Origin of the sequence: Nostoc parmelioides FACHB-3921 (assembly GCF_014696625.1) — a bacterium.
Lineage (GTDB): Bacteria > Cyanobacteriota > Cyanobacteriia > Cyanobacteriales > Nostocaceae > Trichormus > Trichormus parmelioides.
This window is the reverse complement of sequence record NZ_JACJQL010000036.1, coordinates 37286-50890: the sequence shown is the minus strand read 5'-3', so window position 1 is coordinate 50890 and position 13605 is coordinate 37286. Positions and strand designations below refer to the sequence as shown.

8 protein-coding genes are annotated in these 13605 nt (G+C 44.2%); 6 read left to right on the top strand and 2 right to left on the bottom strand.

Annotated elements, in window-relative coordinates:
- The first annotated feature begins 125 nt into the window (after positions 1–125).
- Positions 126–1844, top strand: a complete 1719-nt coding sequence (locus tag H6G14_RS21155) for a pentapeptide repeat-containing protein (RefSeq protein WP_242053501.1) — start codon at positions 126–128, stop codon at positions 1842–1844.
- Positions 1845–2188: 344 nt separating this feature from the next.
- Positions 2189–5185 (top strand): pentapeptide repeat-containing protein, encoded by a 2997-nt coding sequence (locus tag H6G14_RS21150; protein ID WP_190569316.1) that lies wholly within the window; start codon positions 2189–2191, stop codon positions 5183–5185.
- Positions 5186–5444: 259 nt separating this feature from the next.
- Here H6G14_RS21150 and H6G14_RS21145 read toward each other — a convergent pair whose 3' ends face one another.
- Entirely contained in the window at positions 5445–5762 is a 318-nt protein-coding gene (locus H6G14_RS21145; protein ID WP_190569315.1) for a hypothetical protein, read from the bottom strand.
- A 603-nt stretch (positions 5763–6365) separates the two neighbouring features.
- On the opposite strand from H6G14_RS21145, the gene nagZ reads away from it, so the two are divergent.
- Positions 6366–7463, top strand: a complete 1098-nt coding sequence (gene nagZ / locus H6G14_RS21140; RefSeq protein ID WP_190569313.1) for a beta-N-acetylhexosaminidase — start codon at positions 6366–6368, stop codon at positions 7461–7463.
- A gap of 89 nt (positions 7464–7552) precedes the next feature.
- Here nagZ and H6G14_RS21135 read toward each other — a convergent pair whose 3' ends face one another.
- Positions 7553–8974 carry an NADP-dependent isocitrate dehydrogenase gene (locus tag H6G14_RS21135; protein WP_190569311.1) on the bottom strand — a complete coding sequence of 474 codons (1422 nt, stop codon included), beginning with the start codon at positions 8972–8974 and terminating at the stop codon, positions 7553–7555.
- 299 nt (positions 8975–9273) lie between these two features.
- Here H6G14_RS21135 and H6G14_RS21130 point away from each other — a divergent pair, with 299 nt between their 5' ends.
- From H6G14_RS21130 to H6G14_RS21120, 3 genes are all read left to right on the top strand, one after another.
- On the top strand, positions 9274–9990 hold the full coding sequence (locus H6G14_RS21130; protein ID WP_190569310.1) for a GUN4 domain-containing protein: 717 nt from the start codon (positions 9274–9276) through the stop codon (positions 9988–9990).
- A gap of 239 nt (positions 9991–10229) precedes the next feature.
- Complete coding sequence (locus tag H6G14_RS21125) at positions 10230–11330, top strand: ABC transporter ATP-binding protein (protein ID WP_190569308.1); 1101 nt, start codon at positions 10230–10232, stop codon at positions 11328–11330.
- A 198-nt stretch (positions 11331–11528) separates the two neighbouring features.
- Positions 11529–13454 carry a purple acid phosphatase family protein gene (locus H6G14_RS21120; protein WP_199326247.1) on the top strand — a complete coding sequence of 642 codons (1926 nt, stop codon included), beginning with the start codon at positions 11529–11531 and terminating at the stop codon, positions 13452–13454.
- Positions 13455–13605 lie beyond the last annotated feature (151 nt).

Genomic DNA, 13605 nt, shown 5'->3' with positions numbered 1-13605 from the left:
GATGTAATTTTGATTTTAAATACTAGGATTTATTTTATACTAGAATCTTCTTTTCTTATAGTACCAAAACATTGAATTTATCTAAATATTTCTACCTGGGGAATTTATTATTAATGGATAGAAAAATGTCACAGCTACCTCATGTTTGGAAACTCTTACAGAATTATGTTCGGGGTACAAGGTCAACAGATAGGCCTACAACAAAGTATGTAGGTAGTCGTTCATTTTTACCTCTGGGGAAACACCAACAAAAACCAACTAAAGATGTAAATTTTTCTCAAGTTAATTTACAGAAAGAAATTTTATGTGAAAGATTACAAATCAGTTTCGAGACATGGACAAGAGAGGATGGTCGGGGGGAATTTTCGACTAGTAGTAGCCAATTCCAACAAGAGATTTATGATTTGCTCGGTAATGGTGCATTAACCCCAGAAATAGTCGAAAAAATCATAGAATTGCTTATCATTGAAAAAGAATTTCGCCCAGGATTGCTATTTCATCGTCTAGAAGACTTTTATCAACGTTGGTGTCGAGGAGAATTTATCGATGCGCCACCAAGCGAGAACTTACCTCAGCGAAAATTGCTGGAGATGGCAGCACAAAATCAGGGTATTGGGCTGAGGCAGATTGATATTTACACTGGGCTTAATGTCCTGATTTTACTTCTAGAATTACACCGCTACGCCCAAGAGCAAGAAGAACTGCGGCAACAAATCAACTTTTATCCTTCTTCCCCACCAGATACAGACAGCTTTTTCACCTCCCAACTACTGCGGGTAATTAATTATAGCGATGCCATTGAAATTGGCAACTTTAGTAATATCGTGGGGGAATTTCTCCGGGGTGGTAACTTTCAAGGTGCATACCTGGGAAATGCCAACTTGACAGGAGTCAACTTCAGTGGGGCTAATCTCAGTGGTGCATACCTTGGTGATGCCAACCTTACAGGCGCAAACTTCCAAGGTGCTAACCTCACAGGTGCAGACTTTGGTGATGCCAACCTCAGCAGTGTTAATCTCAGTGGTGCTAACTTGAGTAGCGCCGACCTCAGCAGCGCCAACCTGACAGGGGCAAACCTAACCGGTGCTAACTTGGAACGTGCCGACCTCAGCCGTGCTGACTTGAGTAGCTGTATCCTCAACGATGGCGAATTAAGTCACGCCAACCTCAGTGGTGTCAATCTTAGAGATGCTGAACTCTGTCGCGCCAACCTCAGCAACGCCATCTTATTTGGTGCTAACCTCAGTGATGCCAACCTCAATCATGTTGACCTCAGTCGCGCCGACCTTTGTCGTGCAGACCTGAGTGGTGCAGACCTCACCCACGCCACCCTCAACGGTACTAACCTCAGCGATACCATTCTTTTTAGTACTAACTTAAGTGATGCCATTCTGGAAGCAGCTGACCTCAGTTATGCCAAACTCAACGGCGCGAAACTCAACTACGCCAGACTCAACGGCGCTATGTTCTTAGGCGCAGACCTCAGTGGCGTAGATTTAACGGGCGTGGTTCTCAACGATGCCGATTTGAGTGGTGGGATTCTCAGCGAAGCCGAACTCACAGGCGCAGACCTCAGCGATGCCATACTTTTGGGTACTGACTTCAGCTTTGCCAATCTCAACAACGCCAACCTCAGTGGTAGTAACTTGAGTGGTGCAATTTTGAATGGTGCAGACCTCAGTAGCGCTAACTTCAGTTATGCCATTCTCGACGATACAGATTTAAGTGAAGCCAACCTAGAAGAGATGACCTGGGGAGAAATTCAGCAATGGGAAGGTGTGCGCGGTTTGGAGACAGCGCTGAATCTGCCGGAGGCGTTGCGGGAAAAGTTGGGGAAGAGGTAAATCAATTCAAAATACCCTACGGGAAGCTAAAGCTACAAAATTCAAAATTCAAAATACCTTACTGGTGTGTCTAGAGTTTGGTAGGGTGCGTCAGTGTGATAGAGCCTAACTATACTCAAAAATTATTCATACTGACGCACCCTTACATTTTGGATATTTTTTTAGGTGTTGCTGATTAAGGGGATGATTTTTATCTCACGCATTCGCCGGAGGCGTTCCGCTTGCGGTAGGCGCAAAGGCGCAAAGGTATAAAAAGCAAGGATTCATTTAGAAGTTCCCTACTCGGCGCTCCTCAAAATGCTACACTAAGCTCGAATTAACGGTAGTTATACGGGTGTGAGTGGATGGGCAAGCGTTTCTGGCAAACTTGGCAAGAATTTAGGCAGTCATTTTCAGTATCAGAAAGCCTAAGTACAAGTGTCGAGACAGGTAAGGCAGTGTTGGAAGCTGCCAATACTCTCAAAGAAGAGGGTGATAGTATAGAAATCTTGCAATCAGTCCTGCAAAACTCATCTTCTTTATTAGATGTGTTGTGTTCGCCAATGGCGCAGGTTATAGGTGCGGGTTTGCCCTTTGTGCCAATTGGCATTGCTTTGTTAAAGTTTGCCCGTGATATAAATCAGAAAGACCCATCTTTAGAAGACTGCTTTTTTATAGTTAGTCAAGCGGCTTATTTGGAAAGCACCAAAGAAATTTTAAGTTTAAATATATATCAGCATTTTAATTGGGATGGCAAGCTAGATATTCAAGCCATCAGTCAGCAAATAGAAAAGCTCAATAATGTTGAATTTAATTCTGATAGTTTGGGTAAAGCCATCAAATGTTTCCATGAATCGCCTTTAGCTGAAGCTTTCAACCGGGTCTTATTAGCTAGATTAACAGCAGCAAATATTTCTCCAGGACAAGCGCAAATTTTAACCCAACGCATTGCTCGGAACACCCACCGCTACATTATTAAAGCTTGGATAGAAGCGGGTGAAGTGATAAAAACTTTAATTCAGCCTTCCTTGGGTGATTGGCAGAGAGAACAGGACAGGTTTCAAAGTATTGACGATTATTTAGAAACTCGTATTGCTAAGAAACCTTTTGAATTAGTTTTTGATGAAAAGTTTGCCTTTAAAGATATTTATGTACCTATCAAAGCCAAGCCTGTAGATGCAAATGGCAAGATAGATGAAGAAAAAGATGCTTTTAATTTAGAAACTTGGGCGAAAACGATTCTGTTGAATCCTGATAACTTGGAACAGGTGATGTTTATCCAAGGAGGCCCAGGCAGGGGAAAAAGCGTTTTCTGCCGGATGTTTGCTTATGCAGTGTGGCGACAGTTACACCCAATTTGGACACCAATTTTAATTCGCTTGAGAGATATCGACACTTTTGAAACACGGTTAGAAAATACTATCAAAGCCGAATTAAAGCTGGATTTTATTCAAGGCAATGCTAACTGGTTGACTAATGCCAATACTCGGTTTTTATTTATTCTTGATGGTTTTGATGAACTGCATATTGAAACGAGAAATAACCTCAACTTGGGCGACTTTATTAAGCAAGTAGCTGGATTTCAGAAAGAATGCAAAGATTACAGTGAAATGGGGCATCGAGTTATTATTACTGGTAGGTCGATGGCTTTACAAGGTATTGCTGATTTACCCCGCAATTTAGAACGGGTGGAGATTGTCGAAATGGATGGACAACTCCAACAGCAATGGTTAAATAAGTGGGAAGCCTTACAAATAAATAAAGGTAAAACCATCGCATTTGAGCAGTTTTTACAAAGTGATAAATGCCCCGATGAAGTTAAGAAATTAGCTCAAGAACCGTTATTGCTCTACTTATTAGCAGCAATGTATCGAGATTGGAAGTTAGACATTCACAAGTTAGAGCAAGCAAGTGATAATCGTACCGCTAAAATTATCATTTACCAAGAAGCTGTAAATTGGGTACTGACTAAACAGCGTTCTGACGCAGATGGGACTGATTTAAATATTGAGTTCACCAAACAAAAGCCTGAGGATTTAAAACGCATCCTCATGGAAGCTGCTGTTTGTGTTGTGCAGTCTGGTGGTGAATTTGCTTCTATGTCGATGTTAGAAGCACGTTTACAAGAAGATGAAGGAGCGAAGGCTTTAATTGAAAAAGCGAAAGAGAAACTGGGGAATGAAGCCTTGAAAACAGCTTTGGCTGCATTTTACATTCGTCCGGCGGAAAAACAAGAGGGTGGGGTTGAGTTCTTCCATAAAAGTTTTGGGGAGTTTCTCTTTGCTGAGCGCCTGAAAGCACGGCTTAAAGCTTGGACGCAAGATTATGATGCGGATGAGGGGAGACAACCAATTATTTCTGAAGCTGTGATGAATTGGGAAATCTATGATTTACTCGGTTACGGTGGGTTAACTAGGGAAATTGTAGACTACCTGATGGGGTTGTTAACTGAGAGTCAAGATTTCCCGTGGGTGGAATTATTTAAGCGGTTAGACAAGTTTTATAGTAAATGGTGTCAAGGGAAATTTATTGACACGGCTGAGGAGACTTTACCCCAGAAGAAGTTGCGACAGTTGCAAAGGTATGGGATTACAGGGTTAGGTCAGCGTCAGGTGGATGTTTATGCTGGGTTGAATGTGATGATTCTGCTGTTGGAGTTACACCGTTATGCTCAAGGGCGAGATGAGCTAAAAGCAGCAATTGTATTTTATCCATCTGGGAAACCGCAGGAAGATAGTTGGACAACTCAATTACTTCGCATCATTAATTATAGTGATGGGTTGGATTTAGGGAACTTTATTAAGATAGTTGGCAAATTCCTCAGAGGCGCATACCTCAGTCGCGCAGTCCTCAGCCTCGCAGACCTCAGTCTCTTAGACCTCAGAGGCGCAGACCTCAGTGGCGCATACCTCAGAGGCGCAGACCTCAGTGGCGCAGACCTCAGAGGCGCATACCTCAGTGGCGCAGTCCTCAGAGGCGCAGACCTCAGTGACGCAGACCTCAGAGGCGCAGACCTCAGTGACGCAGACCTCAGTGGCGCATACCTCAGTGGCGCAGACCTCAGAGGCGCAGACCTCAGTGACGCAGACCTCAGTGGCGCAGACCTCAGAGGCGCAGTCCTCAGTGGCGCAGTCCTCAGTGGCGCAGTCCTCAGTGGCGCAGTCCTCAGAGGCGCAGACCTCAGTGGCGCATACCTCAGTGGCGCATACCTCAGAGGCGCAGACCTCAGTGGCGCAGTCCTCAGTGGTGAAATATGGGGAGATGTCAAGTGGGATGAAAATACAAACTGGGAGAATGTACGAGGACTGGATAAAGCGATGGATATACCAGAAGCGTTAAAGCAACAGTTAGGACTGAGTTAAATTTGTGATTAACGCCCTGTGCAACTTGCTCTCAATGTATAAGGTTGGGTTGCGCTGTTGCTTCACCTAAAGAGATTTTGATTTACGTGGGAGAATAACGCTCTGCTATGAGTTTGGGTAGAGGAAAATGAATTTGGAAGAACCCCTCTCCAAACCTCTCCCCGACGCGGGGAGAGGCTTAAAATCGTTATTCTTTGGTGGTTAGTAATTCGTGATTGGCAAAAACATTATGGTAGGTTGGGTGGGGTGATAGCGCATCTCAACAAAGTTTTGACTTGTTTGCGAGAATAAAAGACTCATGGGCGAGATTTTGATACTCGCGCACGAGAATAAAAGACTCATGGGCGAGATTTTGATACTCGCGCACGAGAATAAAAGACTCATGGGCGAGATTCTGATACTCGCGCACGAGAATAAAAGACTCATGAGTGAGATTCTGATACTCGCGCACGAGAATAAAAGACTCATGAGTGAGATTCTGATACTCGCGCACGAGAATAAAAGACTCGTGGACGAGATTCTGATACTCGCGCACGAGAATAAAAGACTCATGGGTGAGGTTTTGATACTCGTTCACAAGTTTTCATGATTAATAAGATTGATTAATTAGCCTCTTGTTAAGAGATGTTAGGGGGCTTTTAAGTGTGGGAACATCATTAATCTACAGATATAGATATATCCAAACCCATATTTTGTTTGGCTTTCCTAATTTACGCGATGTGCGACTTATTCTTAAAACCCCTCTCCATAGCTTGCTACTCTACGAGTTCTCCGTAGGAGTACCCGCAGGGTACCTCTCCCCTGCAAGGAGCTACGGTGTACACACAAGTCTAATAACCTAGCCCCATAACGTTTTGATCCCCCCTAACCCCCCTTAAAAAAGGGGGAACAAGAATTAAAGTCCCCCTTTTTAAGGGGGATTTAGGGGGATCGAACGACATTTTGCACCCAGCAAAAAGATGTGTGTACACCGTAGCCTGCAAGGAGAGAGGCTTTAATTATTATGCCCCTTCCCTTGTAGGGAAGGGGTTGGGGGTTAGGTCTGAGAGAAAGTTGCACACGGCGTTAATTTTGAGTTTTGAATTGGTATTAATTACCTCTATTGAGGGTGTAGGATAAGGGCTGAGATTATTTATGCTGTTAATCCAGTCTTTAGCTACACAACTATAGGTTAAGCATTATGCCGGCATTGCAGAGACTAGAACGTTTTGGAAATCACTTGATTCTGGGTATTTCTGGTACTAGTTTGAGTGATGAAGATAAACGCGCTCTGGGTGAATTGAAACCGATAGGGGTAATATTTTTTGCTAAAAACTTTGTAGATGGTGTACCTTATGATGTTTGGCTGGAGACTTTTCAGGAGTTACATAGCCAAATACAAGAATATACAGAACGCGATTCGATGTTTTTTACCTTAGACCATGAGGGAGGACGCGTTGTCAGGACACCTTTACCGATTACGCGATTTCCTCAGGCGTTGTTGTTGCGATCGCACGCCCGTGAAGTAGCAAAAGCCACGGCAATTGAATTAAAATCTTTAGGCATCAACTTATCTTGGTCTCCTGTAGCTGATATTTATTCCCATCCGCAAAATCCGATTATCGGTTCTCGCGCCTTTGGGAATACTCCTGAAACTGCGGCTACTGGTGCGCGGGAATATTATTTGGGACTGACAGAAGCCGGAATTGTGGGATGCGCCAAACATTTCCCCGGACATGGTGATACTAGCAAAGACTCCCATGTGGAATTACCAATTCTCAACCTGACTCCAGAGGAATTACAAAATCGAGAACTTATTCCCTTCAAAGCTTTGATTGAGGAAGGGATTCCCCTGATTATGACCGCTCATATTTTATTTCCCAAAATCGACCCAGATTTACCAGCTACCCTATCCCGCCCCATCCTCAAGACTATATTGCGGGAAGAACTTGGTTTTCAGGGTGTCGTTGTGTCTGATGACTTAGACATGAAAGCAGTTTCCGATATGTTTATGCAACGTGGTACAGTCGCGCGGGCTTTTAATGCTGGCTGTGATTTATTTATTGTTTCTCGCAATATCTACGCGTCTTCTATCGAGCGTACCTATAAAATTGCCGAAGATTTTGCTGATGCTTTAACTGATGGTACCTTGGCTGAATTAGTGGTGGAGTCCGCTAAGGAGAGAATCGAAAGATTATTGGCGGTAACTCCAGAATATTCTGTACAGATGTTAGATAAAGATACTTTAGTACGTCATGGCGAATTAGCGATCGCTTGTTGTTTTGAGAGTAGTCCATAGTCAATAGTCCATAGTCAATAGTCCATGATTAAAAACCTTCATTTTTAACTGTTGACTAATGACTAATGACTAATGACTAATGACCCTAATTAACCGAAATGTTTGATAATTGCGTCGGCAAATTCAGAACATTTTAGGGGTTCAACTGGTGGTTCGAGTAATCTAGCTAAATCGTAGGTGACTTGACTGTTAGCGATCGCATCGCTTAAACCTTTCTTAATTAGGTCTGCGGCTTCTTGCCAACCCAAATACTCCAACATCATCACCCCAGATAAAATGACTGAACCTGGGTTAATTCTGTCTAAGCCGGCGTGTTTAGGTGCTGTACCGTGGGTAGCTTCAAACACGGCGCAAGCATCGCCAATATTTGCCCCTGGCCCCATTCCTAAGCCGCCGACAATAGCCGCAGCCGCATCAGACAAGTAATCGCCGTTCAAGTTCATTGTCGCCAGAATCGAATACTCATCTGGTCTGGTTTGGATTTGTTGAAAGATACTGTCAGCAATCCGGTCATTCACTAACACTTTTTCTTTCCACTTCCCGTTACCGTGAGTTTCCCAAATTGAGTTAAGAACTGTTTCTACTTCCTTGACAATTTGCGCTTTTTTCTCTGGGGTAAGGGCATCAAAACCAGGGTCAAATTGACGGGCGTTGTCTTCCAAGGAGATATTCGGGTTTTTCTCCTTGTTGCTTAAAATCCAAGATTCCCGTTCGGTGACAGTCTCTTGGCGGAACTCACTTGTGGCTAATTCGTAACCCCAATCACGGAAAGCGCCTTCGGTGTACTTCATGATGTTACCCTTATGCACCAAAGTCACTTGTTGCTTGTCTTTGGGCAATGTTAAGGCGTGTTTGATGGCGCGACGTACTAGGCGCTGGGAACCAGTTTTGCTGATAGGTTTGATTCCTATCCCAGCATCTAGGGGGATTTGCTTTTTACCGTGTTCTGGGGTGGCGGGGATGAGTTCTTTGTTGAGGATAGAGATGAGGCGATCGCCTATTTCACTACCTTGTTTCCATTCGATTCCTAGATAAATATCTTCCGTATTTTCCCGATAGACGATTACATCCAGTTTTTCAGGATTTTTGTGGGGTGAGGGTGTACCCGCATAATAACGGCAAGGACGTACACAGGCGTATAAGTCAAAAATTTGTCTAAGTGCCACATTCAAGGAACGGATACCACCACCGACAGGAGTAGTCAAAGGCCCTTTAATTGCCACCCCATATTCCTTAATAGCTGTTAAGGTATCTTCTGGTAAATACTGATAAGTCCCGTATAAATCACAGGCTTCATCCCCAGCGTAAACCTTAAACCAACTAATCTTCCGCTTACCTTGATACGCTTTAGCTACCGCCGCATCCAGTACTTTTTCCGTAGCTGGCCAAATATCAATTCCCGTTCCATCGCCCCGAATAAAGGGGATAATTGGATTGTCAGGCACAACCGGTTCACCATTTTTGAAGGTAATTTTTTCTCCGGTTGTAGGGGGGGTAATCTTGTTGTACATATTTCACACACTCCACAAAGATACGTTGGGTACTGGGGATTGGGGATTGGGAATTAGGATTTTTGCTGTTGTTTTCGCCTCCGTTCCCTACTCCCTACTCCATCATTCATTGAGGCGCAGATTTTCCCCCTATTCATCTTTTTACAGCATTGGAGGATTCTGGTATAGGATTTTCAGTGAAACCGCCGCAATTTTGTACGATCAAAAATAGTAAACTACTTTTCGCTATCATTGCTTCGCCGTAAAGAAGGCCGATAGCTGACCGTTTTTTCACTCTCCCGCTAATTACGAGTAATGGCATGACAGACCCAATGATTGTATCAGGCACTGCTAATGACATCGATTCCCTCAGGCAACGGCTAATCGCTGGGTCTATCCAAGTTCAACAACAGATAATCCTACAGTTGGCTGATGTGGGCAATGAAGGATTAGATGTTTTAATGGAATTCTTACTGAAACGTCGTGAGAACCCAGCGACTTGGATTGATGGGAAAGCCTACCAAGTCCTTTACGGGTCTGATGCACCTCAAGCCCAGGAATTTTTGCAAAATAATTTTCCTGAGGGCATTGTAACTCTAAAATCAAGCTGCGGGATTAATTACAATCCTTTGCAACAGTTACTAGCTCAACAAGACTTCCAAGCCGCAGACCTCCTGACCATTGAAACCATGTGCGAAATAGCAGGGCCAATGGCTGTCAAAAGGAAATGGCTGTATTTTACGGACGTGGATAGCTTTCCCTCTGACGACTTACAAACCATTAATCAATTGTGGATAGTTCACTCTGAAGGTAAGTTTGGCTTTTCCGTACAGAGAGACATCTGGTTGAGTTTAGGGAAAAACTGGGATAATTTCTGGCCGAAAATTGGCTGGAAAAGCGGTAATAACTGGACTCGCTACCCGAATGGCTTTACTTGGAATTTAACTGCGCCTAGAGGTCATCTACCCCTTTCTAATCAATTGCGGGGGGTGCGGGTGATTGCTTCGTTATTTGCTCATCCTGCTTGGTCGAAGTGATGGGGATTGAGGACTGGGGGAAAGAAGCAGGGGAGCAGGGGAAGGAAGAGAAAGGGACTTCCAACTAAAAAAATATACAATCGCTTTGGTAAGCAGGGGAGGCAGGGGGAGCAGGGGAAGCAGGGGAGGAATAATACAATGATCATATTTGCTCTGACCCATTGAATAATTTATTTTCTGGAAGTCCCCAAAGAACTAATGACAACTGACAATTGACAACTGACCAATGACTAAAGATAATGGCAAAAGTTCGTTTAGAAGATATAAAGCGTCGATTTAACAACGTCACTGCAATTGAGGAAATCTCCTTTGAAATTCCGGATGGTGAGTTTTGGGTTTTGGTGGGGCCTTCTGGTTGTGGTAAGTCTACAATTTTACGAACGATCGCTGGTTTAGAAAGTGCCACATCAGGTAATCTGTTTATTGGCGATCGCTTGGTCAATAACATTCCCGCCAGAGCGCGCGATGTGGCGATGGTGTTTCAAAATTACGCCCTTTATCCCCACATGACGGTGGCGGAAAATATCGCCTTTGGGTTAAAGATGCGGAAAATTAACCCGAAAATTGTGCAAGAACGGGTGGTGGATGTGGCGCGATCGCTTTCGTTGGATCATTTGTTAGATCGCAAACCCAAGCAACTTTCCGGGGGTCAGCAACAAAGGGTAGCATTAGGGAGAGCGATCGCCCGTGAACCACAAGTATTTTTATTAGATGAACCTTTGTCTAATTTAGATGCCCAATTGCGAGACGATACTAGGGCAGAATTAAAGCAGTTACATCAACAATTAGGCATTACAACTATCTACGTTACCCATGATCAAGTCGAGGCGATGACTTTGGCTGATAAGATTGTGGTCTTAAGTGGCGGACGGATTCAACAAATTGGTGAACCTCAAGGAATTTATGCTCGTCCTGCTAATCAAATGGTGGCAACTTTTTTAGGTAATCCACCGATGAATATTCTGCCTGCAACTTATCAACTTGCAGGTTTTGATGTCAATGGACAATTACTCGCAATTCCAGCATTACTTAGGGAAAATTTACAACTGCGTCCGGGACAACGAGTAAATTTGGGCATTCGTCCAGAACACATTTCAATTAATTCCGACGCAATTAATGACCAGAGTTCAGGATTGTTAGTCGATGTCAAATTAGTTGAACCTTTAGGAAGGGAAACATTAGTTCGTGTGAGTTTACCCGATTCAACAGTACTATTGAGTGTTCAATTGAGTGGAAACGTGCGTCTACATTCAGGCGATAGCCTTTCTCTACAACTCGATTTAAATCAGTTGTTTATTTTTGATCCTCAGACTGGCTATAAAATATCACCCCAGGATTGACTAAACGACTACACCCCAGTTTCAACCCCTGCGGCTTGTAGGCTGGAATTTGGTGGCGATCGCTCCATTGAAGCTCTTCCACAATTCCTTAAACTAGGGGTATGGGGGGCTTAACCTATTCTTCACTTGAGAAAGATAAGAACTCAATAGCTCCAGTCCAGAGCAGAAAGACTAGGAAACCCCACGGAATTATAATTCATGTCTACCCTCAACCAGTTGCCCTTGCAGCAAATAGCGACGATGTTCCCCCGGCCTTTGGCGATCGCTATGACACTCACCACTGGATTGATTATGGCAACAAGCTCTTCAGCCACCGCATCCCCCTTTCGCGTCAATCCCTATCTACAGCAGCCTTCCAGCGAAGGTATATATTTCACTTGGTTTACAGAGGAAGACACACCCGGTATCCTCTCAATTACTGGAACTGGTCTAACCAATCCCCTCACCTTCACTAGCACACCTACATACCAGTCCGTACTTACATATACCAACGCCGAGAAAAATCAAAATATTGCTGGTCTATCTCCAGGTTCTTGGTTACTCAGTGATAACAATTACAAACACACAGTAGATGTGCGTGGTTTGCAACCAGGAACAACATATCAATATACGGTGTCCCAAGGGTCGAGTGTTTTTAATTCATTCTTTAAAACCGCCCCTACTAGAGACAACTGGGACAGCATTCGCTTTATCGCCATGTCTGATAGTGAAACCGAGCCATTGGGACGCTCTACCCGTCGTGAATGGCAACCAGGCGCATTGGCTCCAGGTTCAGCACCACGCCCTGAGCTAATTGGTAGTCGATGGGCAGATACCTTCGGCACTTCCGGCTCTGGTGGTTCGCAGACTTTACGCTATGCCTTAACTGAAAATGAAGGTTACCGAAATAATTTAGCGATCGTTAATAGCCGCAATCCTGACTTCCTGATGATGCCGGGCGATTTGGTACAAGGCGGCGGTTATCAACCAGGGTGGGACGAATTTTTCCGTCACAATGCCGGAGAATTTGACAGTGTGTTATCACAATACCCAATCCTACCAGCCCTCGGTAATTGGGAGAACTTTGGCGCTCTCAATGGTGGTTATGGTACTGATGCTGATGGACGTTTTGGCCCGAAATTTGGCCGTGATAAATATCACGTATATTTTGATGCACCTGATAACAGTACACCAGAGCATCAGGATAATTACTATCGTATCGACTACGGCCCCATCACTATCATTACCCTCGATAGTTCTAATGGTGAACCTGATGATCGCCGCAGTAACTACGGTGGCGCAGGACAACCGCCTAGAATCAGTGGACAAGATTATACAGGCACAGGAACTGACACTCAAGAAAACTATACACGGGAACAGTATGAAGCGGCTGGTGGTACTGACTTGGCTGACTTCAACCCTGGTAGCCCCCAATGGAATTGGGCAGAGGCGCAATTAGCAGATGCACGAGCTAAAGGTCAAATGATTTTCGTGCAGTTTCATCACGCACCATACAGTAGTGGCGAACACGGACAACCAATGAACCATAATCTCTCAACAGGTCAGGGCGGTACTCCAATGCGCCAATACCATAATATGTTTGAGCAGTATGGTGTCTTGGCAGTTTTGTCTGGTCATAGTGAAATGTTCGAGCGCAGTTTTGTAGATGAAAACGGCGATGGTATTGGCGTACATTACTATGATGTGGGTGTAGCAGGTGACGGATTACGAGGCGAGAAACGCGCTGGTTCTAGCTTGAGCGATCCTTTGTTAAACTACAACAGGTTTAGTCAATGGACAGCCGACCAAAGCGAAGGCGAATTTTGGCAAGAAATGTCGGGTGGGCGGCAATTAATCAATGGTGGCAAACACTACGGACATCTTGAGGTTAATTTAGAACGACTCAGTGGTAGAAATAACCAATATGCCAAGGTCGCGTTGACACCTGTGTATATTTTTCCTATTCTTGACGAAAACTATAATTTAGTGCGTACTGAGCGCCGTACCTACAATGACGGCATTACTCTGTTGGTAGATAGCAATGGACAGATTTTCCAGTCGGTTCCTGAACCAAGTGCAATTTTAGGTTTCTTGGCTTTTGCTTTGGGTGGTCTAGGTATAAAATTACGCCAACGAGAAAGTTAAAGTTTTTGGCTAAATGTCATCCCTCTAAGTAAGGCGATGTGGGACTTAATATTTTGTGAAAAAGTCGTCGAACTGAAGAGGGTCATAATTGTGATGATTCAGTCATAAACGGGGTCATCGTGCCAAAATGGGAAAGTCGTACGCTAAGGGA

Bases quoted from the DNA above. Each gene is read 5' to 3' on its own strand.
- H6G14_RS21155 (WP_242053501.1), top strand. From the start codon at position 126: ATGTCACAGCTACCTCATGTTTGGAAACTCTTACAGAATTATGTTCGG.
- H6G14_RS21150 (WP_190569316.1), top strand. From the start codon at position 2,189: ATGGGCAAGCGTTTCTGGCAAACTTGGCAAGAATTTAGGCAGTCATTT.
- nagZ (WP_190569313.1), top strand. From the start codon at position 6,366: ATGCCGGCATTGCAGAGACTAGAACGTTTTGGAAATCACTTGATTCTG.
- H6G14_RS21135 (WP_190569311.1), bottom strand. From the start codon at position 8,974: ATGTACAACAAGATTACCCCCCCTACAACCGGAGAAAAAATTACCTTC.
- H6G14_RS21130 (WP_190569310.1), top strand. From the start codon at position 9,274: ATGACAGACCCAATGATTGTATCAGGCACTGCTAATGACATCGATTCC.
- H6G14_RS21125 (WP_190569308.1), top strand. From the start codon at position 10,230: ATGGCAAAAGTTCGTTTAGAAGATATAAAGCGTCGATTTAACAACGTC.
- H6G14_RS21120 (WP_199326247.1), top strand. From the start codon at position 11,529: ATGTCTACCCTCAACCAGTTGCCCTTGCAGCAAATAGCGACGATGTTC.